This is a genomic window from Bacteroidota bacterium (assembly GCA_016715945.1).
Classification (GTDB): domain Bacteria; phylum Bacteroidota; class Bacteroidia; order Bacteroidales; family F082; genus JALNZU01.
Genome location: JADJXJ010000001.1, coordinates 1,282,913 through 1,309,599, shown reverse-complemented (window position 1 = coordinate 1,309,599; position 26,687 = coordinate 1,282,913). Strand labels below are relative to the sequence as shown.

Annotated in this window: 16 protein-coding genes and 1 pseudogene; 9 read left to right on the top strand and 8 right to left on the bottom strand. The window is 50.0% G+C overall.

The annotated features are described in order from the left end of the window. The first annotated feature begins 284 nt into the window (after positions 1 to 284). The 5 genes from IPM52_04970 to IPM52_04950 all read left to right on the top strand — a co-directional run bounded on the left by IPM52_04970 (position 285) and on the right by IPM52_04950 (position 9,168). Positions 285 to 869 (top strand): IS630 family transposase, encoded by a 585-nt coding sequence (locus IPM52_04970; protein ID MBK9290958.1) that lies wholly within the window; start codon positions 285 to 287, stop codon positions 867 to 869. A 5-nt stretch (positions 870 to 874) separates the two neighbouring features. After that, complete coding sequence (locus IPM52_04965; protein ID MBK9290957.1) at positions 875 to 1,324, top strand: transposase; 450 nt, start codon at positions 875 to 877, stop codon at positions 1,322 to 1,324. Between the two features lie 5 nt (positions 1,325 to 1,329). Beyond that, positions 1,330 to 2,193 carry a hypothetical protein gene (locus IPM52_04960; protein ID MBK9290956.1) on the top strand — a complete coding sequence of 288 codons (864 nt, stop codon included), beginning with the start codon at positions 1,330 to 1,332 and terminating at the stop codon, positions 2,191 to 2,193. Between the two features lie 175 nt (positions 2,194 to 2,368). Continuing rightward, on the top strand, positions 2,369 to 5,350 hold the full coding sequence (locus tag IPM52_04955) for a carboxypeptidase-like regulatory domain-containing protein (GenBank protein MBK9290955.1): 2,982 nt from the start codon (positions 2,369 to 2,371) through the stop codon (positions 5,348 to 5,350). A 65-nt stretch (positions 5,351 to 5,415) separates the two neighbouring features. Next, on the top strand, positions 5,416 to 9,168 hold the full coding sequence (locus IPM52_04950) for a T9SS type A sorting domain-containing protein (protein MBK9290954.1): 3,753 nt from the start codon (positions 5,416 to 5,418) through the stop codon (positions 9,166 to 9,168). A gap of 93 nt (positions 9,169 to 9,261) precedes the next feature. Here the strand turns inward: IPM52_04950 and IPM52_04945 are convergent. The 4 genes and pseudogenes from IPM52_04945 to IPM52_04930 all read right to left on the bottom strand — a co-directional run bounded on the left by IPM52_04945 (position 9,262) and on the right by IPM52_04930 (position 13,692). Continuing rightward, positions 9,262 to 10,777 (bottom strand): annotated as a pseudogene (locus tag IPM52_04945) (IS1634 family transposase). A 181-nt stretch (positions 10,778 to 10,958) separates the two neighbouring features. Continuing rightward, positions 10,959 to 11,756, bottom strand: coding sequence for a copper resistance protein NlpE N-terminal domain-containing protein (locus tag IPM52_04940; protein MBK9290953.1), 798 nt, complete (start codon positions 11,754 to 11,756; stop codon positions 10,959 to 10,961). A gap of 28 nt (positions 11,757 to 11,784) precedes the next feature. After that, a complete protein-coding gene (locus tag IPM52_04935) occupies positions 11,785 to 12,522 on the bottom strand; it encodes an esterase family protein (protein ID MBK9290952.1) in 738 nt (245 codons plus the stop codon). Positions 12,523 to 12,525: 3 nt separating this feature from the next. Then, on the bottom strand, positions 12,526 to 13,692 hold the full coding sequence (locus tag IPM52_04930; protein ID MBK9290951.1) for an ATP-grasp domain-containing protein: 1,167 nt from the start codon (positions 13,690 to 13,692) through the stop codon (positions 12,526 to 12,528). Between the two features lie 292 nt (positions 13,693 to 13,984). Here IPM52_04930 and IPM52_04925 point away from each other — a divergent pair, with 292 nt between their 5' ends. The 3 genes from IPM52_04925 (at position 13,985) to IPM52_04915 (ending at position 19,977) form a co-directional block, all read left to right on the top strand. After that, positions 13,985 to 15,178, top strand: coding sequence for a T9SS type A sorting domain-containing protein (locus IPM52_04925; protein ID MBK9290950.1), 1,194 nt, complete (start codon positions 13,985 to 13,987; stop codon positions 15,176 to 15,178). Between the two features lie 140 nt (positions 15,179 to 15,318). Next, a complete protein-coding gene (locus IPM52_04920; protein ID MBK9290949.1) occupies positions 15,319 to 18,492 on the top strand; it encodes a CHAT domain-containing protein in 3,174 nt (1,057 codons plus the stop codon). A gap of 3 nt (positions 18,493 to 18,495) precedes the next feature. Further along, positions 18,496 to 19,977 (top strand): hypothetical protein, encoded by a 1,482-nt coding sequence (locus IPM52_04915; GenBank protein ID MBK9290948.1) that lies wholly within the window; start codon positions 18,496 to 18,498, stop codon positions 19,975 to 19,977. A gap of 74 nt (positions 19,978 to 20,051) precedes the next feature. Here IPM52_04915 and IPM52_04910 read toward each other — a convergent pair whose 3' ends face one another. Beyond that, positions 20,052 to 21,506: a hypothetical protein gene (locus tag IPM52_04910; GenBank protein ID MBK9290947.1), complete on the bottom strand. Its 1,455-nt coding sequence runs from the start codon at positions 21,504 to 21,506 to the stop codon at positions 20,052 to 20,054. Positions 21,507 to 21,610: 104 nt separating this feature from the next. Next, positions 21,611 to 23,113, bottom strand: coding sequence for a hypothetical protein (locus IPM52_04905; GenBank protein MBK9290946.1), 1,503 nt, complete (start codon positions 23,111 to 23,113; stop codon positions 21,611 to 21,613). Positions 23,114 to 23,233: 120 nt separating this feature from the next. Between IPM52_04905 and IPM52_04900 the strand changes: the two genes are divergently transcribed. Then, a complete protein-coding gene (locus IPM52_04900) occupies positions 23,234 to 24,706 on the top strand; it encodes a proline--tRNA ligase (GenBank protein ID MBK9290945.1) in 1,473 nt (490 codons plus the stop codon). Positions 24,707 to 24,717: 11 nt separating this feature from the next. Here IPM52_04900 and IPM52_04895 read toward each other — a convergent pair whose 3' ends face one another. Both IPM52_04895 and IPM52_04890 read right to left on the bottom strand, forming a co-directional pair. Further along, positions 24,718 to 25,431, bottom strand: a complete 714-nt coding sequence (locus IPM52_04895; protein MBK9290944.1) for a DUF2807 domain-containing protein — start codon at positions 25,429 to 25,431, stop codon at positions 24,718 to 24,720. Positions 25,432 to 25,487: 56 nt separating this feature from the next. After that, positions 25,488 to 26,681: an acyloxyacyl hydrolase gene (locus tag IPM52_04890; protein MBK9290943.1), complete on the bottom strand. Its 1,194-nt coding sequence runs from the start codon at positions 26,679 to 26,681 to the stop codon at positions 25,488 to 25,490. Positions 26,682 to 26,687: the final 6 nt, after the last annotated feature.

Here is a 26,687-nt window from a genome sequence, read left to right as displayed (position 1 = left end):
GTAACCGGAAGGGCAGGCTATCACTCAATACGTGTTAGTGGTAATAGCCTTTATTTGACACGAACTAACACTGGTAGTGTTGAAACCATCTCATTAACTGAGTTATATCATGTTTACCAGAATCTGAAATTTATCAACACAACAATACTACGAGATTATATTACCGGTAGGGTATACTCTCCATCCTTTGCTGTGTTAATAGCCGCTGGTCTTTATGACAGGAGGGGAAACAGAATTATTACCTCGGCGGTTAAATATATAAAATAATTGTGTATTTTTGTCGTATGGAACGAATAGATTTTAGAAAACTACCTGACCCAGCGCTAAAGGAGATGCGCAGGTCAGCGATACGAATGTTGAAAAGTGGCAAGAAACAAGTTGAAGTTGCAAAGATGCTTGGATGCAGTGGCCGGACAGTTCACCTTTGGTGGAAATCCTATAAAGAAGAAGGGGTTTCAGCAATCAATCCTAAGACCAGGGGCAGAAAGCAAGGCGAAATGCGCCGTTTGGACAAGTTGCAAGAGAAAGCCATTAAAAGCATGCTCATTGACAAGCATCCTGAACAGCTTAAGCTGCCTTATGCCTTGTGGACACGCCATGCAGTTGCCCAGCTGATCCAAATGCAATTTGGGATTTTACTACCCATACGCACAGTAGGCGATTACCTCAAGCGATGGGGGTTTACACCCCAGAAGCCTGTTAAAAGGTCGTACGAGCAACAACCTGAACAGGTTAAGAGGTGGCTTGAGGAGGTTTACCCTGCCATAAAGGAAAAGGCAAAAGAACATGAAGCCGACATTATGTGGTGCGACGAAACCGGTTTTTCGAGTGAGGATAACAGGGGCAGGGGGTATTCGCCCAAAGGGTAACACCTGTGAGAAATGTAACGGGCAAACGCTTTAGCACCAGTATGGTTTCGGCCATTGACAACCAAGGCAAGATACGTTGGATGGTCTATAAAGGGGCAATGAACATAGACATTTTCCTCACTTTTTTGAAACGGCTTGTGCGCGATGCGCCCCGTAAGGTTTTCCTGATTGTGGATAATTTGAAAGTACATCACTCTAAACGGGTTTCAGCCTGGTTGGAAGAAAACAGACTGCTTATAGAGCTGTACTTCTTGCCAGCTTACAGCCCCGAACTGAACCCTGATGAATATGTGAACAATGATGTGAAGAACAAGATAAGGAGCAAGCCTGCACCACGTAGCCAGAGTGAACTTGAAGGCTATGTGAGGACATACATGCGAAAGCTTTACCACAACAAGAAGAAAGTCAAAAGCTTTTTTGAGCACGAAAAAGTAAACTACGCTAAAGCCTGTTAATTGATATGTTTATTTGCCGGAGTAATAATGAACCTCAGATCAAAACGACTGAAACTCCCATTTCTGACATAAGCAGAACAGAATTAGAGCCAGTCATACTGAAAAGTAAAACCAAGAAGAATGAAAATGATGAAGCCCGGTTTTTCAGAGTTTTCGCTGATTTGATAGGCATAGATTATCTGCAGGCAAAAAAGATCGAAAAACCCATAGACACTGATCTGGTTGAACTACCCTGTGATTATCGCAAACTCTCATTTGAACCCAAAATTCAGCTTATGCTCAGGCAAATTCTTGAAGCATTGGACAGTGATTTTGAATATGGGAATACCAGTTTAGCAAGTCATATTGATGGATTTATTATTGACCATCCCGTTATTGGAAACAGAATCATTGAGTTTGATGAAGAACAGCATTTCACTCCATCCCGAAAATATACTATTGATATACTCGCAGAAAACCTCGAAAGCCCATACTTCCAAGAATACCTTAAAATCTGTAACGATACAGCTTACCTAAATAGTGAAGTGTTTCCAAAACACAGAATCTCGGCAGGAATGAGAACAGTTCCCGCTAATATCAAGGAATTTAGGGAATGGTTAGACATGAGCGCAAAATCTTCGGGTTATGTTGAAGCTAAAAACGGATTTCCCTACCATGGGGGCAGGATTTCTCAAAGGGCATACTATGATACCTTGCGCGATGTAGCACATCTGGCCAAGGAAAACGACCATCTCAATCCTCCCTTAAGGTTTGCAAAGAAAACCCTTGAAAATGCTTATTATAAAAGCTTTAAAAATATAAGCGATGAGGAACTTGCTGAAGGTATAAAGAAGTTGTTATGGACTTTTTTCGACATAAAGCTAATTTAAGAGCTCTTTAATTTTATCAGTAGTGGTCGACTAAAATTTGGTTAATTGAAAAAAGGGCTTTACTCCCAGGAGGTTTCAACCCATGTTGTATGTCTGTAGTTTCCACACTAAAAACAACAACAAGGGTTAAAGTAGCGAAATAAAATTTGTCGGACAGCCGATTTTCAAACAATTTTTGAATCTGCTCAACAGCATAGACATGCAAGGGCTGATACGCAATCGCCAGAGTGACCGCTACTACATGGCATTCAAGACACGAACACAATTGATTACCATGCGCTTTGGCATTTTGAGCCGTTGCGATTCGATGACGGAGATCTGTGAGGGGTTGCGGGCATTTCAGGGTAAGCTCAATCACCTTGGGCTGGATAAATCTCCAGCCAAAAGCACAGCCTGTGATTGCCTGCGCAACAGGGACAGTGCGTTTTTTGAGGAGTTATATTTCACTTTGGTTAAAAGATACCATTCATTTTTGTCGGACAGCCGAAATAAAAAATGTGAAATATCATTTTGCTTCAGGTGTTTTGATTTCCTTTGTGCACCACTGACAACCATGCGTATCATTCTGATTTGCTTGTTGGTTCTGCCGGCCTTCTTGCAGGCTCAGGTGCTTCAGGGCAGGGTAAGCTCGTCGGATGGCAAGCCGATAGCCTTTGCTTCGATTTATGTGCCTGAATTACACAAAGGAACTACTGCCAACAGCGATGGTGATTTCGTGTTGCCATTGCCCGAAGGAACCCATCAGATTGTGGTTCAATATCTTGGTTACGCGGGCTATAGGATCACGCTGAAGATCGGGCCGAACGAAAGCAAACGGCTCGACGTGGTGCTTCAGCCCCAGGCCATGGCCCTGCCCGAGGTCATTGTCACTGCATCGGGCGAAGATCCTGCAGCCTTCATCATGCGCAAAGCCATTGCCTTGTCGCCCTATTACCGCAATCAGCTCGAAGAATATCAGGCCAGGGTATATGTGAAAGGGACGGGGTTGCCTGAAAAGATACCAGCTCTTCTGCGTCCGCAATTGCGGCGCGATGGCATACGCGAGGGGCGTTACATTGTGAGCGAGACTTTGTCGGAGATTCATTACAGGCGTGGCCAACCGCTGCAGACCAGGGTGATATCGACCCGCTCGGCCGGCCTGGGCAACGAGGATGTGCCCATGCAATTTGCCACCCTGAGCCTCTACAACGACATCAACGGTGTGATTTCTCCCTTAAGCAGGGATGCTTTCGCGGTTTACCGCTTCCGGCTCGAGGGAACATACCTCGAAGAGGGGCGAACCATCAGCCGCATCCGGGTCATTCCCCGGCGCAAAGGGCAGGACGTGTACAGTGGCACCATCATGATCCGCGAAGGAAGCTGGAACCTTCATTCGGTTGATTTGTCGCTGAAAACCAATCTGTTCGATCTTAGCATCCGGCAGGTGTACCACGAAGTAGAACCGCTGGTGTGGATGCCTGTGAGCCACAATTACGACCTGCGCGTAGAGGCTTTTGGCGGACGGGGAACTTTTAAGTATGTGGCCACGCTCAGCGACATCAGGGTGAAACTCAATCCGCAGATTGACCATCAGAAATATGCGGCCATGATGGAGGTCGGCGCGCACGAACTGGGCTCGCTCGTGCAAAAAGTGGAGTCGTCGGGAAGTTTAAGCTCCGGGCGCACGCCTGCTCCGGCCAACCCCAGGCTTGAGCAACTGGCTGCCAAAGAAAACTTAAACCGCCGCGAAATGCGCGAGATGAACCGCCTCATCACCATGGATGCCGGCAGCAAACGGCCAGCCACACTCGAAATCAGACCGGCCAACATCGAACTGGACGATAGCGCCAGGCTGCGTACTCCGGAATATTGGAACCAAAACCGGCCCGTTCCGCTCACGGCTGGAGAAGCGGCAAGCTTCAATGAGACTGCCGATTCCACGCAGAAAAGCGACAGCCTGAAACGCAGCAACCGGATATCTGCACTTCTATTCGGCAAAAACGATTACAAACTCACCCGGAATGTCACATTTTCGCACAACGGATTTGCCGATTTCAGCGCATGGGGGTACAATACTGTGGATGGCTTGAAATTTTCGCAACGCACAGGCATGGTCATCATCCTGCCCAATGCACGCCGCATCAAACCATTTTTGGATTTATCCTGCAACTTTGCACGTAAGTCGTTCAACTACAGTGCTGAAGCTGAATTTTTAACCGGTCCGATGACCCGTACCAGATGGACAGTTTCAGCAGGAAGGCTGACTTCCGATTATAATACGTCCACTGGCATTCCTCCTTTTGTGAATGCGATCAGCACCTTGTTTTTCAGCCAGAACCACATGAAGCTCTACGAAAAAGACTTCGTTACCATGTCATTTGCAACCGATATTATAAATGGTTTAAGCACAGGTATTTCATTTGAGTTTGCCAGTCGTCGTCCGCTCGAAAACACCAGCAATTTTGCTTTCTTCCGCCCTGCTGGCAGGGAGTTTACCCCGAATATTCCTCCGCCATTCGCGTCCCGTCCGGAGCTTTTCGAGCCCATGCGGGCCGCACTGCTCGGGCTGTCGCTTTCGTGGACACACGAATACTTTTACCGCGTGCGCGACGGTCGCAAAGTGATGGCTTATTCGCGCTATCCCACCCTCAGCCTGCAATATCGCACTGCAATACCCGGTCCGGCCAATGCCACAGCCCGTTACAGTCATTGGGAAGCAGGTCTCAGGCATTCTTTTACCCGAAGACTCATTGGCACAATAAATTACGGCTTTGCTGCCGGGTTTTTTACCGACACCACACGGATGGGATTTCAGGATTACCGGCACTTCCGGACCGATCCGCTGCCAATTGGCGAAACATGGAGTGGGGCAGGATTCCGTTCGGCTAATTTTTATTCCCTTTCAACCAACAAACCATATGCCCTGATGCACGCCAGACTGAGCTCAGGCAACTTGCTGCTTAAGCGGATTCCTGCCCTCAGCCTGCGCAATTTCGACGAACAGGTGCGCTTTGCAACGCGTTTTGCTCAGGGCCATGCCCCTATGTTCGAACTCGGGTATGGCCTGCAGCGGCTGTTCTTATTTGCTGATGCAGAATTGTTTGTCGCTTTCGGGCCGGCACTCTACCAAAAAGCTGGCTTCAATATCAGCCTGCCGGTCTCGCGTCTGGTACCCTGAACCAAATCCTGTTATCTTTGAGGGGTGCTAACATACTGACTATGCGCTCCGCCCAAATCCTCAGATTGATTTGCCTGTTTTGGTTGCTCAACAATATATCCATTGCAGTTTCGCAGCAGACCCTTGATGCCACCGATAGCCTGCTGCGTGCCGGGCTGCCCGAATTGCGGCTGCCTGAGCAGTTTCGGTCATTGCAACTGCCTCCGGTGGTTGACAATTCCACCCAACCGTATTTCAGGCCAATTTTCAACCAAAGCGGGGCTTCCTGTGGTCAGGCCGCCGGCGTGGCTTATAATTTCACCTATGAAATGTGCCGCCGGCTCAACCGCGACGCCAGCCTGCCTGAGAACCAGTTTCCCTCGCATTTTGTGTACAACTTCATGAACTACAACGGGTATTATGGCGTCAACTATTATCACAGCTTCGAAGTGCTGCGCACCCTGGGCACGCCAACCCTGGCCGCTTATGGCGGTATGGCCATCGACAATGGAAACAAATGGATCAGCGGATACGATTTTTACCGCAATGCCATGCGTAACCGTATCAAAAAGGTGCACCGCATCAAAACCAATACGGTCGAAGGCCTGCTGACGCTCAAACATTGGCTTGCACATCACCTGGATGGCTCGGCTGTTGGCGGTGTGGCCAATTTTAATGCAGCCAGTCCCTGGGGACTACAGCCCTTGCCTGCCGGTACGCCCGAGGCCGGCAAGCTCGCCATGATCTATTTTCAGGGTCATCAGGCCACGCATGCCATGACCATTGTGGGCTACGACGACAGCATCCGCTGGGATTACAACGGCGATGGACAATATACCAATCACCTGGATATCAATGGCGATGGCGTGGTGGACCTGCTGGATTATGAGATTGGTGCATTCAAAGTGGCCAATTCGTATGGCGAAAACTGGGCCAACGGGGGATACTTTTATATGATGTATCGGCTGCTGGCGCTGGATGTGTACGACGGTGGCATATGGAACCAGCAGGTGGAGGTGCTCGAACTCAATGAGCCCTACGAACCAAAGCTGACATTGAAGCTCACCCTGCGGCACAACAAACGCGAGCAAATCCGCATCAATGCGGGTGTTTCGGCCGATACCGCTGATATGGTCCCTGCCCACAGGCTCATGTTTCCTGTTTTCAATTTTCAGGGTGGACCGCAATACATGCAGGGCGGGACCTCCGACCCGCTTAACCAATATATCGAGATTGGCCTTGACCTCACCCCATTGTTAAGCTATTTGGACAGCGGCCAAGCTGCGCGGTTTTTCCTCGAAGTGCTCGAAAACGATACCCTGGGAAGTGGGTCAGGCGAAATCGTCTATTTCGCTCTGAGGGACTACAACGGGCCGCAGGCATTCGAAATACCGTGCACCCAGACCAATGTGCCCATTGCAGATAATTCGCTTACACGATTGAGTGTCGTGCATACACCCGTGTTCGACGATGTGCTGATCACCACGCCCTACATTCCGTTGTATGATGCCGGACATCAGCTTGCTGCCGAGGGTGGCACGCCGCCCTACGAATGGAAAAAAGTACAAAACTACAGGCAGCAGTCTGTGGATCTGCCTTTTCCGCAAGCCCAGCAACAGCAGCTTCAGCTCGAAAGCCCGAACTACAGATATGCCCGGAAAACCATTGATTTTGAGTTCCCTTTCTATGGGGAGAAATACTCGGAAATTTTCATGCATCGTGATGGTTTCCTGCTTTTTGGCCCCGAGTTGTTTCCGTGGCCTTATTACAAGGATACCTGGCTGCTTTTTCGTACCATGAAGCATATCTCGGCTTTTCTTGTGAGTCCGATTCAGTATTATCCCGGCACCAAAGGAGCCGACGGCATGTGGTATGAGGGGGATGCCACCCATGCCACATTCCGCTGGAAGAAGCCGGTAATGTACTACGACAAACAGATCGGGTATGGCGAATTTGCGCTCACCCTTTATCCCGACGGCAAAATTACCTTCCACTACAACAACCTCGACCTTTCTGAGCCAGTGCTCTGGTATGCAGGGGTTTCGGCAGGCGAGCAATCCGGCCATGTGGCCCTTCGGGGTTCGGGCGGCCGACTTGTGCCTGCAGGAAAATCTTTTGTGCTTTTGCCTGAATTCTGGCCGGACGGAGTGGATCTTGCATCGGATGGCTTCCTCTGGGGTGCGCCTGCGGCAACAGATAAAATCCATAACCTCAGCGTGAGGGTGGAAGACGCCAGGGGATTGGCCGACCAGAAACAGTTTCAGCTGGGCGATCTGGTCGTCTTCGACATGCGCGCACGCAATGCGGCAGGCGGAAGTCCTGAAGCGGGTAATGCACTGCTGTTCGACCTCTTTTTGCGCAACCTAAGCACGGAACCACTCACCAACGTACAGCTGATCCTGGAATCTCCGGGCACATATCTTTCATTAAACCAGAATATTATAATTGTTGACATCCCCGCATCGGGAGCAATTGAACTGCCTGAAGCTTTTTCTGGCATCCTTCACCCACGCACTCCTGATGGCGATTTTGTGCCTCTTGAGGTCAACATCCTTACGCCCTACGGTACGCGCCAGGGGCAAAGCGGTTTTGTCGCGCGGGCGCCCGAAATCGTCAAACTTGGTCATCAGATACAGGACAGTAACAACAATCGCCTCGATCCCGGGGAAACTGCACCCCTGGTAGTGAAACTGGCTAATCTTGGCACGGCTTCAGCCACAGCGCTTTCTATGCACCTTGAATCGTTGGATCCGTATGTGTCGGTGTCTGAGCCGGTGATTTTGCTTCCTGTATTTCCTCCAGGTGCTGAGCTTGCGCCCTCGTTCCAACTCACAGCTTCTGCGTCATGTCCGGTAGGACACCTGGCCATGCTAAGGTTTGTGCTTGTTTATCAGGGGGATACGCTGATCAACCAGACGGTAGTCCTCAAGATTGGACAGTATCCTTTGTTCGTTTTCCTGCGAAGCTCTTCGGATTTTTCGAGCCAGATGATCCGCAACACCCTCGAACAACTCGAAGTGCCCTATGTGTTCGGAGCGGCTTTACCTGATTCGTTGCACGATTTCAGGGCGGTGTTTGCCTGCCTGGGCGGGGTGACGACCAGCGGCAGCCTGAGCAATGCGCAGGCCGCACAGCTTGCCACTTTTCTGCACAAAGGAGGTCGGCTCTATCTCGAAGGATCAGCGGTTTGGGCGTTCAACAGGCCACCCCAACTGTATGAGATGTTCAGCGTTTATGGCAATTACCTCTCCTCCTCGATACCTGCCACAAATATTGTAGGAGTGCCGGGCAGTTTTACCGAAGGGCTTGTTTTTGCTCATGCCAACCCTGCTGTTCCCTACTTTTTCTTCGATGTAGCTCCCGCTGGCGATGCCTTTGCCTTGCTCCGTCCGCAAGACCATTTGGGGGTCACCCTGATGACGGGATACCAGACACCGGTGTACAAAACAATTGCCTCGGCAGTTGAGTTTGGATATCTGGATCCGCCAGGTAATTCCGACTCCCGTAAAGTGCTGATGTCGAAGATGCTGGACTTTTTCGATCTGGGCGGTATGATTACCGGAAGCCGACCTCAAGATTACCATAGCCACAATTCTCTCCGCCTTTGGCCAAACCCAGCTGATACACATCTCAACCTTGAATTTAATGAATTTGACCCCGAAAGATGCAGTTTACGCATATTCAACGCTTCGGGGGGCAAAGTATTCGAAATGGAACTTGCTCCTACATCGGGCGCAAATCGCATCATTGTAGATGTGAGTGGATTGCCTCAGGGGGTGTATGTGTTGCAGTTGGTTCGGGAGAAAGACAGCCAGATTGCCCGTTTCATAAAAAAATAAGCCCGGAAATGCTGCTCCCGGGCTTGTCATTGATTCTTCCAAGGCTGTTATTCGGACATTTCAAAAACAGCCAAAACTCCTGACTTCCGCAAATTAACACCCTATATCAAAGATTTGGGCCAGTTTCATTTGCTCTTCGGTCAGCAGTAGGATTTTCTTGATTTTTTCTTTTTGTTTTGGGGTGGTAATTTCGATTTCGTAAATGCTTTGTGCGATTTCAATTACTTTTTCTGCTGAGAGATCTGAACATTTCTCTTTTAACTGTCTTTCAAGCTCTTTGAAAACTTTATATGCCACAAAATTCAGGCAGATGTGTGCTTCAATCCTTCTTTGCTTATAGTGGAAGATTGGTCTGATTTTCAGATCTGTTTTAGCAATTCTGAAAGCACGCTCAATTAGCCACAGTTGGTTGTAGTTTTCAAGTATTTCCTCTTTGGGCAGGGTAGAATTGGTCAAGTATCCCTTTAAGCCATCCCATCTTTGGTCTTGCTGTATCTTTTGCTGATCAATGCGAACTTGAACTTGCCCATCTATTTCCAGGAATTTGTTGTAGCCTCGATTGTTGATAGCTGCTTTTGTAAGCCTGCCTGTCTTGATTGCTTTTTCTAATCGTTTAAGCCCCTTTTCCCGGTTGTATTTATCTTTTTCTGCTCTTTGATGGGAGTAGTTGACTAAAAGCCTGAACCCTTCTTTCTCAATGACTATTGTGTCACCATCATTAAAAGTATGGCTGCAGATCTTTTCTTTTATCCACTGAGCTTCATTTTTGATCCTTGCTCCTAAAATAAAATCATGTCCGTTGACTGTAAGCTCTTCAATGTTAGATTGCGACAGCAAACCTGAATCAGCTACAACAGTCAGTTTTTCGATGTTATACTTTTTGCTTGAACCCATTGATAACGGGTAACATGGTATGCCCTTCGAATTTTTTCCATCAAAAAACATCGTAAGCCAAAGGATAGCCTCCTTGACTGACAAGCAGCCCTAAAACAATTTGTGGATTTTGATGCCTTCCTTCTTTCGAAAATCCTGTGCGCCGAAAATCATCTTCACCGTCGGTCTCAAAATAAATCGTCGTTACATCATAAAACACCACTTGAACCCTTTGGGCAAGTATACGCATCGTGTGCTTATAGCTGATTTGCTGAACAAGCTCCTTCTGAGTGTTATAAAGCTTGTCCATGTATCGATAAATATTGTCCTCCGAAATGGATTTCTGGGCATACCGGTAAAGGTATTCTGTTGTCTTTAATTTACTCCTGGGATAAACCAACCTGTACAAAACCAAGTATTTAAACAACGGATCAATGACCTGATTAAAACCAATCTCATCAAATATCTTTCCCAGAATCAGATCGATACCAACAAGCTTGTGGGATGTGATAGCGTCGAGCAGACCCGCATAAACGGCTCTCTCCTGGTCAAAGTCAAACTCCGCTAACGACTGATACTCTTTAATCCATTGTTGAGCCCGTCTTACCAGAGCCTCTAAAGCATCCTCATCAGTGGCAGCCCCAAAACTCTTCCTAACTTTATACTTGCGGTCGAGCTTCTCAACTACTTGTACATAGATCCTGCCGCTTTTATGCTTTAGCTTCCTGACAAACACCCGCAAATATCATAACAAAAACCAAATTAACACCCAAAATTCCAAACACCCAATTTTTAAAACACAGACATACAACAACTTACAATGCAAAATTCAAAAATTCAAAAAAGTCTGCGGAAGTCAGGAAAAAATAAGCCCGGAAATGCTGCTCCCGGGCTTGTCATTGATTCTTCCAAGGCTGTTATTCGGACATTTCAAAAACAGCCAAAACTCTTCCCTGACCTGAGAGGCTGAGTTTCCCATCGTTGATGCTGTAGGCTTCAGCTTTTTCAAATGCCTCAAAAAGCAGTTGATCAATCTGCATGTCCGGGCAGGCCATCATGGTGGAAGCCATTCGGTTGAACCTAATCAGACCGGACGAGGGCAGCTCCACCCGACCGAAGAAATTGTTGCATCCGCCGGTGCCGTATGCCCGCATTTTGAAAAGATCAAATTTCAGGTATGGTTTTTTCATGCTTTCTGTGCTGCTATCCACCCTTCTGCCACCTACTTCAACCAGCTTCCAGTAAATATCGTGCAGCTGCGCTTCTTCCGCACTTAATTGCTTCTTATTCAGTACGTACATCTCAGATAGCTCACCTTCGATTGGTTTTTTGTCGATGTCGAGCTGGAAGAGTTTGTTTTCACCTACCCTGAAATGAGGCGCTCCGCCATCAAAATCTGAGAGGGTAATGATGTTCCCGTCTTCGTCCCATGCAAATTCGCCGTTAAAAGCATAGAAGTTGTTGCTCTCTTTGCCCAGGTAGGTCATTTCGAGTTCATAGGTTTCGTCAGGATTGAGGTGAATCGTTGTGGCTATTCCCTCGCAATCGGCACAGGGAAGCACACCAAGATAGGTGCCGGGCCAATCCAGCGAAATTCGGCTGTTGTGCGCAGGATCGGGGTTTTGCACATTGTTCCGGTTTGCAGGCGAATTGCAGGAAACTAAAGCAATCATCCCTGAAATGATCATGCTGCATAGAAAATTGGTTGGTTTCATGTGACTGAGATTATTATTCAAAATTGAATCAGAATAGTTTGCCGATAAAATATGGAAGCATGACTCTCCACCACGGCCAGTCGTGGTCCACGTCGTTCCCCCAATAATCAATCCAGGCGGGGATGTCTTTGGCTTCGAGTATCGATTTGAGTTCGTCGGTGTCGGCAATCATTTCTTCCTCCCAGGCGCCGCGACCAACTGCCACTACGATGGTATTTTGACGGAGTCTGCTCAGGATGTGTTCATCTTCCAGGTTGCGCAGGTAGTGCAAGGGAGAGTTGAAATAGACGGTGTCGTCCATCCAGTCGCCTACAAACAGTTTCAGGTCGTAAATGCCGCTGATGGCAATCACCGTATCGAACACAAACGGATGTCTGAAGAAAAAATTGGCGGCATGGTAAGCCCCCATACTGCAGCCAGTTACGGCAATCATGCCTTCTGGCTGGTTGCAGTGGTTGCGGATGAACGGAACCACCTCGTTCATGATGTAGGCATTGTACTGCTCATGACGGTGCCCGCGGTTATGCACAGCTTCACCGTCCCGTGTCCAGGCCTCTCCGTCCACACTGTCCACAGTGAACACCTTGATTCTGCCTTCGTTGATATACAAACCGAGGGCATTAATCATCAGGTAGTCTTCAGCCTCGTGAAAACTTCCACCCTGAGTGGGAAAAATTAGAAGAGGTTTGCCATAATGACCGTAAACTTTCAGCTCCATATCGCGATTTAGCGACGGGCTGTACCATCGGTGATATTCTGTGTGCATGTCCTATTTGTCGAATTCGTGGATAAATCGTTGCATTTCAAGCACTTTCTCTTTGTCTTCGTGCCTCACAAGGTAGCAATAGTTGCCCATGGCCTTCGAAAGTGCCGGATCGAGCGGGCCGTGAAAAACAACTGCAGGGCCAAAGGCTTCGAGTATGGCTTTGGTGTCGTGCTTGTAGGTGAATTTATTCTTTCGTCCTACGAAGCAAACATGATACTTACGTTCAAAACTCAGTTCATTCTGGTTGTGCACCACCATATTTGCCCAGATACGGTAGATGTCGATATCGCTGGCAAAGTCCCACATATCGGTGGTAAAACCTCCCGGGGGGCGCATATTGACCTCGAGCGCAATCAGCCTGTTGGTACCTTTTTCGCGGAAAAATTCGAAATGGAAAAAACGTCCTTTCAACCCAAATGCTTCAACCACTTTCCGCCCGGCCTGCTCCAGGTCTTCCGGAATGTCCCGCAGTGTCATGATGTAGATATGGGTGTCTTCGTTCACGGTTTCCATCACACCCCTTTCGTTTTGCATGGCGTTCCAGTACATCAGCCTGCCTTGCTTGTCCACCAGTCCGTCGAACGAGAAGATGGTGCCTTCAATAAATTCCTCGAAGATATAAGGTGTGGCAGGCTGGTCAGCGAAAAACGAGTCCACATCGTTTTCGTTGCAAAGCTTATAGGTGCGGGCGGCACCCACCCCCGAATCCGGTTTGGCTACCACAGGATACCCAACTTCGGAGATAAAATCCATTACCTCGGCCTTAGCATACATCACCCTTCCGCGTGCCACATTCAGCCCGGCCGACTGAAACACCTTTTTCATCTCCGATTTGAGCTTGATCTTTGCCAGATCATTCACCCTGATGCCTTCAATATTGAAGTCGGTGCGCAGGCGGGCCTCCGTCTCCAGCCAATACTCGTTGTGGGCATCAATCCCGTTGAGCTTGCCGTAGCGGTGCGTGAAATATCCCATGGCCCTGACCAATTCATCATAATTGTGCAAGTCGCTCACCTTAAAATATTCTGTCATCCACCTGCGCAAATCGGCTGGTAGATCGTCGTAAGGCATGTCGCCCAATCCGAGTACACGGGCGCCCGCCTCTTGCAGCGCCCTGCTGAAATGAATGTAGTTGGGCGGAAAATACGGCGAGAAATGAACGTAATTCATTATCATGACCTGTAGGATTTCAAATGGTTGAGCCGGCAAAAATAAGCCGAACTGTCTTTTTTGCAAGCCGGAAACAGGCTTTTTAACAGCTTCTTGGGTATTGCACGCACGAAAACGGGCTTTTTGGGAAAAATGCTGCTGTAAAAATAGGCTTGTAACGCGCTGATAATGAATTAAATGTAAAAAAGTTGAAAAAAAGTCGAAAATTTTTGATGCGATTTTGACATCGAGTGGTACTAATAGGCGTAAAAAGGGAAATAAAATTGATTGGCAAAACTAAAGTTAACGTACCATGAAAAAGCAAGTGATTCTTTCCATTTTCGCCCTCTTTGCTGCAGTTCAGCTTAATGCCCAGTCGGTTTGGGGCTATGTAAACTACTTCGACAATCCGCTCTATCCGATCGACGGTGTGACGGTGAAGCTTTACACCATGACCGACCAGTTGCTGGATTCCACCTTGACCGACGGCAATGGCTACTATGTATTTAATGATGTGCAGGGCACGCAGTTTAAAATTAAGGCCTCCACCAACCTGCCGGGCTACTCTGCCGACATCGTGAATGCCAACGAGATTCTCATGTTCCTCGATGGCCAGATCGAATTCAGCACCTGGCAATACATCGCTGCCGATGTGGATGGCAATGGGATTGTCGATATGGCCGACTATCAGTTTGTGGCCGTGAACCACTATTTATTCAGCGAACCTTTTCCTGCTGGCGCCTGGCAGTTCAGCGAAGACCAGATCGACCTGATTGTCAATGCCGGCGGCGGACCAACTATCATTGGCGGAAGCAGACTTGGCGATACTGAGGGGGCATTATTACCTACAGTCCGTGAGTCAAACAACATCATAATTCAATTCAGCAACTACCTTGAGGTGCACAAAGGTAGCCTGGTCGAAATTCCGGTTGAAATACGCTCAAATAATGGTATAGCAGCAATAGGAATGGACTTGATTTTCAATACGGAGTATATTGAAGTCGAATCTGTGGATGCGCCCTTCGGTTTGGGAGGCTATCACCTGAAAGATGGCATGCTTCGCCTCAGCAGCCTGGGTGCTGGCATTTCGGATCAGGCAGTCATCAAGATCAAAGCCCGTATCAGGCAGGTTCCGGAGGCAGGTATGCAAGCGATCACTGTGGGCGCAGGTTCGCATGTGATTGGCGCCAATGGCCGGAAAAGCGGAACGTTTGCGGTGCGTACGCCCTTGCTGGGGGCACCCAGGCAGGTTTCCGGCTTGCAGGTGATGCCCAACCCCGTATCCAACTCGGCAAGCATCAGATTTTTGGATATGCCATCCGGAATTTACAACATCCAGGTAATCAATGCCACCGGCCAGATTGTGCTGAACCATCAGCAGGCCACCGGTAGCACGCTCGAACCGGTTGTCCTGAACCTCCACCAATTGCAGAAGGGGATGTATGTGGTTCGTGCTACCAACCGCGAAACCGGACTGGAAGTCAGCGCCAGGCTGAATAAAATGTAAAGTGGCCCGATTATGAATAATTGAAGGAAGCCCTGTGCTTCCTTTTTTTATTTTCGCACGGCTGTTTACGCTCGAGGATGAAGGCACGGAATGTTTTGTTTTTTTTGTTGTTGGCGTTGGCCGGGTATCCGCTGACATTTGTGGCAAGAATAGAACCCGACACCAACGAACCTTTTCGAATGGCAAGGTATTACGACAGCCTTGCCATGCCCGACAGTGCACTGCACTGGCTGAACAAGGTTAGGCCCGGGGCGCTTTCTCCAAAGGCAAAAATCCGTTATCACCTCCTGATGGCAGGACAGCTCAGGCAGCTCGACCTCAGGCAGGAAGCCTGGGAGCATTTCGATAGTGTCCAGATGTTGTATGGCGCTTCGCCTCAGCCTGCCGATCTTCTGCCTGAAATTGTATTTCTAAGGGGAAGACTATTGTTGGACCTGGGAGAATTCCCTCAAGCCATTACAAACTTTGATTCTGCTCAGGCGCTTTTGCGGGAGATCAATCCGGCCGATACAGGGCTTTTTTTACGCATTCTGAACTCAGAAGGGGTAACCCGCTATTATCAGGGCGACTTTCCAGCAGCATTGGAAGTGCTCAAGCAAGGTACAAAATTGGCCTATTCTGCCCGTAAGATAAACCCGGTTGACCAATCCGAGATTCTTCAAAACCTGGCCATCACCTTTGCGGAGATGAGTCAGTTCGATAGCGCTTACATATACATCGAAAAAGCCAGAGAGATAAAGGAACAGGCTTTTGCGAAGGACAACCCTTCGCTGATCGTCTTTTATATCAATTATGGCCGCATCCTTCAGATGACCGGACGAATTGAGGAGGGATTGCGTTATCTTGATCTTGCGGAAAAATTGCTTGTCAATAAGCATGGATTAGAATTTGTTACCGGGATTCTTTACATCAATCTCGGCAATGCATATCTGCTCACTGCCGACTATGAGCGGGCCATACAATATTTTCAGTCGGCTTACAGCTTTTTTCTGCAATCGCGCGGGCCTGCCCATCCCCGCACCCTGAGCGTGCTGAACAATCTGGCTTTCATGTATAACAGAACTTCCAGACCAGATTCGGCCCTCGTCATTTTAAATAAACTGAAAGACAACAACCTGATACCAACCACGGCAATCAGGGTTCACCGTAACCTTGCCATGAGCTACAGGCTTCTGAAAAAATTTGACCTGGCCCTCAGAAGCATCAGCACAAGTATAGAAACCGCTGAAAATTTATTGGGCAGCGCCCACTACGAGTACGCCTATTCGTTGCTCGAGAAAGCGAATATCTACATAGCTGAAGGTAATTTTCATCAGGCGCTCGAAAGTATCAGTGCGGCTGAGGCAGCTTATGCTGGAATATTTCCGGTCACCGATGAAGAATACATCAACATTCTGCGGCTCAAGGCATTCATTTATTCCAGGCTCTTGCAGTTTGGTGAGTCCGAAAAGTTATTCTTTCGGGCTGAATCCCTGCTAAGCCAGACAACACCCGGGGCTACAGTGAACGATACCATGGCAGTTCGCCGCGAATCGTTCATCAAGGGGGCCTTACTCATCGACAAAGCCCGGATGTATCAGGAATGGTATGCACATTCGGGCGATATTACCAGACTGCGGTCCGGGGTGGAACTTTACAGCCGGAGTCTGCGCAATTATGAACAATACATACAGTTTGCCACCGACGAAAGCCGGCTTTTGCTGGGCGACGATATGCGCGGCACTTACGATGATGCACTCAGGGCTGCTTGGGATCTGTACGCACTGACGGGCGAAAAAGACAAACTCGAGCTGGCTTTTGGTTTCGCCAGCCGGACCAAGTCGTCGGTGTTGCTGGCTTCCATTCGCAAGTTGCAGGCATTCGAAGCTGCTGGCGTACCAACCGAGACCACACAACTCGAACGCAGCCTGAGGCGCGAAATCCATGCGCTCACGCGTGCGGCTGCCGACGAACGCCTCAATCCGGAACCCAACAACATGCGCATCGCTTTTCTCAATGCGCGCCGTGTTGCCATGACGCGAACCTACGACAGCCTGATGCAGCAAATCGAAGTCAACTATCCCGACTACTTTGCCCTTCGCTACGCTCCGGCCACCCTGTCCACAGCACAGGTACAGGACAACCTTGGCCCCGACCAGGCACTGGTGGAGTATTTCATTGAATCGAACAACCTTTACATCTTTGCCCTGCGCAAAGACAGCCTGCTGGTGATGCGCAACGAAACCGGCATCTGGCTCGAACAGAGGGTGGACAGTTTGCGGACCATCATCCTTTCGAACCTCATGAATCACACCTTGGATGATTACCGGGCATTTCTGGAGTTGAGTACTTCACTCTACAACGAGCTGATCCTTCCGGTGGAATCTTTCATCAAAGGTCATCGTCTTGTGGTGGTTCCCGATGGGGTGCTGGGCTATTTGCCCTTCGATCTGTTGATTAAGCCGGAGCACCTCACCGACGATCATCGCCAGCAGCTCGATTACGCCGGTTTGCCTCTGATGCTACACGACTATCCATTGTCCTACCTGTCGTCCACCGCACTGACCAGTGCGTTCAAGTCCGGACAGGGTCAGAAAACCGGCCGCATGCTTGCCCTGGCGCCCGATTACAGCAACGACGCCCTGGCTGTCAATCAGCAGTATCCTCCGCTTCCTTATGCAAAAAAGGAGGCCGAAACCGTCAGGAAAATCTGGGGTGGGGTGCTGCTTGAAGGCGGAGAGGCCACAAAAAGCGCATTTATTCAAACCGCACCCAGGTACGGACTCCTGCACCTGGCCATGCACACCATGCTGGATGATGAAAATCCGCTTTATTCACGGCTGATCTTCCAACCCGACAGCACAGCCATGAACGAGATGCAGGGCTATGAACTTTATGCCCTCAAACTGAACGCAGCCATGGTAGTGCTCAGTGCGTGCAACACCGGTGTGGGCAAACTTCGCTCGGCCGAAGGTGTGATGAGCCTCAGCCGTGCATTTATGTACGCCGGAGTGCCGGCAGTTGTCATGACCGGCTGGGAAGTAAACGACCAATCCGGCTCCAGGCTCATGGAACTTTTTTATCAGAATCTCGCACTCGGACTCGCCAAAGATGTGGCGCTTCAGCAGGCCAAGTTAACCTGGCTGCAAGAAGCTAACAAACTGAAAGCGCACCCGTTCTTCTGGGCTGCCTACCAGGTGCTGGGAAATACGCAGCCGCTGCGCATCGGCTGGCCAAAGGAAATCCTGATCTCGACATTTGTCGTCAGCGCATTGATTGTCTTTTTTATCTGGCGGCGTGTCAGGCGCAAGCGTACTTTTGTGCTGCCAAACTAATCAATGCGACAATACCTGTTAATTTTTCTGATTGCTGCTCCAACAATGCTTTCGGCAGGGCAGTTTGTGTTAACTCCCGGGTTGACGCTGGCCTGGCAGGAATCTGGTCGGCTGCGCCACAACAAAGCCCACCAGCTCATTCAGGCCGAACGTGCACTAAGGCCGGATAACCTGATGGCCGATGTGGTGGAGTTGCAAATGCATTTTCAGAAAGCCCTCGCCAGCGGATCTGCCGGTGACGAAGATGTTTTTCAGCAGAAAAAGAATAAACTGCAAGAACAGCTGCAGGCCGTCCGACCTGCCAATGCCTGGCAGCAATGGGCGCTCGGCTACAGCGGTGTCAGCTCGCTAATGCTCCGCATGCGGGCAGGAAACCACTGGCAAAGCGCCATGGAGCTGCGAAAAACGTATTCCACCATAATTGATGCCTACGCGAAGTTCCCCGGTTTTGTGCCCAATAAGCTTACTTATGGGATCATGCAGGTTGCTTTGGGTAGCGTGCCCGAGCAGTTCAACTGGGCTTTGCGCCTGGCGTCGTTACAAGGCGATAGCCAGGAAGGTATAGCGCAGCTCAGGCATGTGATGCAATTGCCAGATAATCATCCCTTTGCTTTTATGCGGGCAGATGCCGCCATACTTTTGGGGATGGCAACCCGGGCCATGCAAACTGATCATGTTGTTAAGAATCAGGTAATCAATGGAATGCGTTCCATGGATCCGGAAAACCTGATGCTTCAATACACCCTGGCATATTTACTGATGCGCGATGGCCGCAATGAGGAAGCCTTGCAGACCCTGCATGACCTGCCCTCCTCAGAGGAATATATCGAATTTCCCCTCACCAGTTTTTTAATGGGGGAAGCCCTGCTGCGCAAAGGAAGTGCGCAGGCAGGCTCATATTACCTGCGTTTCCTTGCATCGACCTCTGGGACGATGTATGTGGCCGATGCACACCGCAAACTGGCATGGATTGCGCTGCAAAATGGCGATATCAATGCCTACCGCTCACATATGCAGCAATGCAGGCAGGCGCCTGCTTCGCCAGGTGAGCGCGATGCCGAGGCTAAACGAGAGGCCTCACTTTCACAAATTCCACACCCAGAGCTCATTACCGTGCGTCTCCGGTTCGATGGCGGGTATTTTGCAGAGGCTGAAAAAATCCTGCTAAAGCTCGAGCCTGAACTGGGGCGCACCGACAACCCACACCACCTCGAATTTCTTTACAGATATGCCAGAAATGCCGAAGGTTTGGGGCAAACCAGTAAAGCGCTCAGCTTGTATGCCGAAACATACCGGATAGGCCGGAAATCCCCGGAATATTATGCCGCAAATGCTGCACTTCGTATAGCGCTGATTTATGAACAACAAGGCAACAGGGCAGAAGCTGCAAACTGGTACAACAACTGCCTGAGCCTGAAGCCTGCAGTGTATCGCAGCAGCATACACGCTGCCGCCCGGGCCGGGCTTCGCCGCGTTGGAACCTGATGTGGTGCTGAAAAAAATAAGGCTGCCCCGTGTGCAGGGCAGCCGGCAATATGTGAACAAACTAACCGATTCAACTAAAAACGGAACCTTGTGCTGAGCACAAACTGATTTGAAGTGATCTTTTGTGCTGCGGGATTGGGATTCCAGTTGGCAGAAGTGTACATATAGTAATCCTGCTCGCGCTGGCCATTGACAAATGCAAGGTCAATTCCGAAACTCTTCTCCGAATACCCAAGCCCAAAGCTCAGGTTTCGCAAGGAGGCATCGTTGATGCCATCCTTAAACGGACTTCCGTAAGTGGCATATCCGCCCCGGAAACTGAAATTGCTCAGCCGCCACTCTGTGCCAAACCTGAATATGTTCGAGGCAGCAAACGAGCTTCTGATGGCATCGTTTTCGGCCAGAAAGTTATAATCTGACGAGCGCAGACGCATTTTTGTGTAATCCACATGCTCATATTCGGCACTGATGATGCCTTGCTGCCCAATAATGAATGCCAGGCTGCCATTGGCGCGCATAGGGGTCTGAAGCTGATAGGTAAATTCACCCGTTGGCGACGACTGTTGATTGTAGTCCGGTCCGAGTTTGGCATCAATAGAAGTGGACCACTGGTCATTAAGCTGACTGTACCATGTTGGGGTGTGAACAGCAGCACCTACGCGCAACCATTCTACAGGCCATACAATCACACCTACTTTCAGGTTTAAGCCCCAGCCACGCGACTCGATTTTCTGCCTGAAATTCCACTCATCGAAATCGCTGATGCTGTTGTTCACGTCTTTCTCGGTGAATGTGGTTTCGTGAAAATAGCGGGTGTAAGGCATGCCCAGTGTGGCGCCCACAAAAACCTGATCGTTCAGGTTTCCGGAGGCTGAGATCAGCCATTCGTTGGTACTTCCCCAGGTGTTGGTCGACTCGAATTGCCTGATGCCTCCCTGTGGCACAGGGGAGGTGTAAATAAGCTGTCCCTGGCTATTGCGCACTGTGTCAATAAGATAAACATACCATGCGGGATAAATGTCGTAGGGGAAGTTACGTTCAATCTGCGAGGGCGATGTGCCCGCCACCTTGTCGAGGAACACATCCACGCGCGAGTGGTCGTTGTTGTCGCCCTGCACAAACATGCGCTGGCTGAAGTTGTTGGTGCGGTTCATCCCGAAACCTATCTGAAAATATTTCCATGGTGCCTGGGTGCCGCTTACTTTGTTCACCGACACCACACCCATGTTGGAGAAGTTCAGACCCGTGCGGGTATCTTCGCCAAACATTCCGTTGTAGGTGGACTGGCTATTCACATTTGTGAGTATGGGGCTTAGGCTGAGTTCCGAGCTACGAAACAGACCCATGCCGGCAGGATTGGTGCTCAAAGTCGAAAAATCGGCTCCTATGGCGCCAAAAGCGCCTCCCATTGACATGCTGCGGGCAGTGCCCTGGTAAAACTGCTGGCTGAATCGCAGTGCGTCGGTTTCATTTTGGGCACCAACCGCCAGGCTGATTACCACTAGCGAGCTTGCTAAGATGCGTTTCATATTATCAAGTGTTTGAAAGATTGAAAAATAACTATCCTAATGACATTGCCATTATGACAATGGTCGCGTAAATATTAAATAGTAAACATGTGAATTACAATGAACTACCGACGGCTTCCTGAGCTATTTCCGGAGCTGCTTCCGCGGCTGCTGCCCGAGGAGCTCTCTGAGCTGCGGGCAGGTGCATTGTAGCTTCCGGATGAACCTGAGGAGCGTGAAGGCGAGGAATAGCTCGGGCTGCTTGAGGGTGCCGGTCTGGCAGAAGGCGTTGAGTAACTTCTGCGTTCAAAGTTTCCTCCTGAAGTGCCCGAGGGGCGCGACTGTGCAGGCTGTGAGCGCATTGTACCCTGCGATGGGCTGGTTGTGCGCTGTGGCTCCTGACGCGTTGGGTTGACCTGACGATATACCCCGCTTCCCGATGGTGCAGTGGTCTGTGGGGTCTCGCGCATATTTCCGCTGATGCGTCCTGGCTCGGCCTGCGGCCGCACGTATTCGCTGCTCGATTTGGGTTGCCTCATGCTGGGCGAAGTGTATTGTTTCGGGCGCTCATAGGCTGGCCGGCTTTGCAGCTGCGGCCTGTCGTAACGTTCCTGACGATACTGGTTGATGCGCTCTGTGGCACCAGGTCTTGCATACGTATTATCGCTGCCGCGCACCTCGCGGGGCAGGCCGGTACGATCGCTGGCTTCGCGACTGATTCCGGCATCCTGACGTGCAGCCCTTTCCGAAACAGCAGGCGAAGCTGTGGTTGTCCCACGATCGTAGGTACGGGTGCCACGCTCCGACAAACTGGTCTGAGGAATATCGCCACTCACGTAATCACGCGTGTTTGTTCCGCGGGGCGATGCTGCAGCGGTAGATTGGTTGCTCCCGCGGGCGCTTCCGCCTGGAACAAGTGTGCCCCCACCTATGCTGCTGCCGCGGTGACCATAATAGGTTCTGGGCCGGTTGAATCCCCAGCCCCAGTCGCTGCCTCCACCGTAATAATATCCATCCCAGAAACCATTCCAGTATCCATGGTTGTAGCCACTCCAGTAGCCTCCCCAGCCATAACTGTAGTATGGCCAGCCCCAGCTTCTGTAGGAATAAAACCAGGGGTCATAGAAAAAGGGATCGTAGCCCCAGAACGAGGAATATCCGAACGGATAGCCATAGCGGTAAGAGAAGCTCCAGCCGAAAGGGTAGCCAAATCCAAAACCGAACGAGCTGCGTGAGCAACTGAAGCAGCCATCATAAAATCCGTCGAAATAGCCGAACGAGCTGCCGTAATTGTCGCCAAAACGACGGAACCTCCGGGCATATTCTGAGTCATAATAGGTTTCGGTTGTGCTGTAAGTGGTGCCATCCGGATCGGTCACAGTTTCGGTTTTGGTGTAGGTGGGCACACCCATGCCTTCAGTTGCAGGCTCACCGGCATTCTGCTGGTAATGCGTTTGATACTCATAGTCAGTATTCTGGCTCTGTACTTTGGCGCTTTCGGCTATGCCGGTGCCCTGAACTGCTGTGGCCATAACACTGGTCTGCTGCTTGCGCGAAAAGTACGCATCATCGGCCACATAACCGGTGGACGAACAGGATGCGAGCACAAGCGCGGCTGCTATGAGCATTAGGTTAAAGGTCTTCATAAATCAATCCTCCCGAGGTTTATCAGATTTTTGTTGAGGGTTTTCGTATTTTTGCACTTCATTTTTACCCTCAAAAAGTTACAAATATTATACCAAACTTCGATGGCCAAGGAACTAACCACACGCGAAGATAATTATTCTCAATGGTACAACGACATTGTGACCAAAGCTGATCTGGCCGAAAACTCGGCAGTCAGAGGTTGCATGGTGATCAAACCTTATGGCTATGCCATCTGGGAGCGCATGCAGGCAGCACTCGACAAGATGTTTAAGGACACCGGACACCAGAATGCCTATTTCCCGCTGTTCATCCCGAAGTCGTTTTTCAGCAAGGAAGCCAGTCACGTGGAAGGTTTTGCCAAAGAGTGCGCCGTGGTGACGCATTACCGCCTCAAAAACGATCCCGACGGCAAAGGCGTAGTGGTTGATGAACAGGCCAAACTGGAAGAAGAACTCATTGTCCGTCCCACCAGCGAGACCATCATTTGGGACACCTACCGCAACTGGATTCAGTCGTACCGCGACCTTCCCCTGCTGATCAACCAGTGGGCCAATGTGGTACGTTGGGAAATGCGTACGAGGTTGTTTCTTCGTACGGCTGAATTTTTATGGCAGGAGGGTCATACGGCCCATGCCACCAAAGAGGAAGCGATTGCGGAGGCCGAGCAGATGCTCAGGGTTTATGCAGAGTTTGCCGAAGAATGGATGGCGTTGCCTGTATTAAAAGGAGTAAAATCGCCCAATGAGAGGTTTGCCGGTGCGGTAGAGACTTACTGCATCGAAGCCATGATGCAGGATGGAAAGGCCCTGCAGGCCGGTACAAGTCACTTCCTCGGGCAGAACTTTGCCAAAGCATTCGACGTGCAGTTTCTCAACCGCGATAACAAGCTCGAATATGTGTGGGCTACATCGTGGGGTGTTTCCACCCGCCTGATGGGTGCCCTCATCATGACCCACTCCGACGATAATGGTCTGGTGCTGCCGCCGCGGCTGGCGCCCATTCAGGTGGTCATCGTGCCCATTTACCGCAACGACGAACAATACAGGCTCACATGCGACAAAGGCCTCGAGATCAAGCGCCAGCTCGAAGCGGCCGGTCTCAGTGTGAAGCTCGACGACCGCGACACCCAGAAACCCGGCTTTAAATTTGCCGAATGGGAGCTGAAAGGTGTACCTGTGCGTCTGGCCATCGGGCCACGCGATATCGAGCAGGGAACCGTGGAAGTAGCGCGCCGCGATACGCTGACCAAGCAAGTGCTGCCGCTCGAAGGTATTCAGGATTCAGTGAAAAGCCTTCTGGACGATATACAAAAGAATCTGTTCAACAAAGCGCTGGCATTCCGCGAAGCCAACACCTTCCAGGTGGACAGCTGGGATGAGTTTAAAACCCGCATCGAAGATGGCGGATTTCTGCTGGCACATTGGGATGGCAGCCCCGAAACCGAGCAGGCCATCAAAGAAGAAACCAAAGCAACCATTCGCCTTATCCCGCTTGACCCAGAACGGGAGCCAGGAAAATGTGTGTACAGCGGTAAGCCTTCGGCCGGCAGGGTTGTCTTCGCCAGAGCTTACTGATGGTAGGATTGTCAGGGTTTTACTGACCGTCGCTCAGCCCGGCCATTTCCAACGCCTTTCAGGTTGGCCTGCACATAAGCATCACTCACCTGGCCGTGATAGTAAATGTTTCCCTCGCCATTGATGGTGGCTTCCAGTTCGGAATTGGCTTTGACGTAAAGATCGTTGGGACTGCGCGTCTCGATGTAATTGAAGGCGGTTTCAAGTCCCCAGGCATCGAGCAAACCGAAGCCGTTGTGATAGAAAAAGGCCACATTGGCGTTGCCAAGGATGCGGACAGGCATGGTTCCATATCTGAAAACAATCCTGGCTAAGGGAGTCTGGATGTTCAGCCGGATGCTGTCGCCTGCGCCTTCAATCACATCCAACACCAGGCTGTCGGGATTCACCCAGATGCTTTCACCGGCATAGTCGAGGGTACTCAGGTTACCAACCGATTGGTAAACAATGGTATCGAGCCTGCGGTAAAGCAGCTCAACCCGGTTGATACGTTCGCGTTGTTTGAGCAATCGACACTGCGACTCATTGCGGATGTATAAGGTGCTGTCGATGACTTCAGTGATTATCCGGTCGATGAGTTTCTCGCCCGCATAAACCAGTACCTTGTTGGTGTCGCTCTTCACCAGCACCACATCCACATTGTCGTGCATGGAGAGTTTTCGGAAATAGGAAAGCGGCCTTTCCTGCATCACGGTTTGTCCGGGCTGGGTAAAACAACCATTCATCGTTTTGTCACAACCGACAAAAGTCAACAATGCAAAGCCAACAGGAATAAGCCTTTTCAAAAATTCCATCTCGATTTCTTTCTGGGGTAATATATGCGGTCGAAGCGGTAACCCACGCCATATCCGATAAAATCGGCCCGGAAGCCATGTGCTGTAAGTGCGATGTTCAGAAACCAGGGATCGTTGAAATAAAACTTTGCGCCAAGCTTTTCGTAAATGCTCCCGTCGCTTTGGTCGGCTCCGGCCAGATGGGCACCTACCTGAAACTGAAACGATACGCGCGAAAGCCTCATTTCGTAAATTGCCGAAAGGCCGGGTTTCACAATATCCATGCGACTTTTGTAGAGTTCCCGCCCCTGGATGGCTCCCTTGCGATCGAGCATGCCACGTTCCGAGTCATCGTATGTAATGTCGAGTCCGGCTCCAAAGCGCGATTTCAATCCGTTGGGAACCAGCCAGTTGATTGAGGTATTGCTCACCAGGTAACGCTGACCGAGTTCCATGCTCATATCGCGGGTACCAAAAGCCTGGGCCACCTCCAACACATACCAGCGCTTGCTGTCGTATTCGAACGGGCGCAAAATAGGGTAAAAACGTTCCTGCAAAAAGGGATTGGGCTCGTTGAGAAATACATTGAGCCCGAGTACAGCCGAAAAAGCATTCAAACCATAGTTGGGTGTTTTTGTCGAACCGTTGGAAAAATGTGTGAGTCCTGCTCCTGCAACAAGGGTATATCTTTTATTGAGCACCTGCCTGTAGTCCAGAAACAGATTGGCTGCCGCATTCAGGTGCGAGCCAATGGCGAAATTCTGAAAGTTCTCTTTTGGATGATATTTGTTGGTGAGATAGCCGAGACCAATGCCCATCCTGAAGTTTAAACGGCTGCTTACGTTGCTGTTGAGCGGGAAGCTTATATAAGGGTAGATGGCAAACACCTGTCCGATTTGCTCGAAACCTCCAAGAGGGGAGTAGTAAACCGAAACCCCGGTGAGGGGATATTCCCAAAGTGATTCCCAGCGCTGCCGTCCGAAAGTAGAGCGCTGAAAACTAAGCTCATAGGAAGGAAAGTGAGCGTTGAAACGCTGAAACTCCAGGATGTGGTGGTAAAAAAAACCATAATGCTGCCTGTATTCCAGCTGGTAATTGTTTTGAGGTAAGGGTGGCCTAGGCTGCGCCAACAAGCTTGTAGGAAATGTAATAACCAGCAGCAGGAGTAGGAAACGAATAAAGATCATAGAGCGTTTTTGCATGTTTTG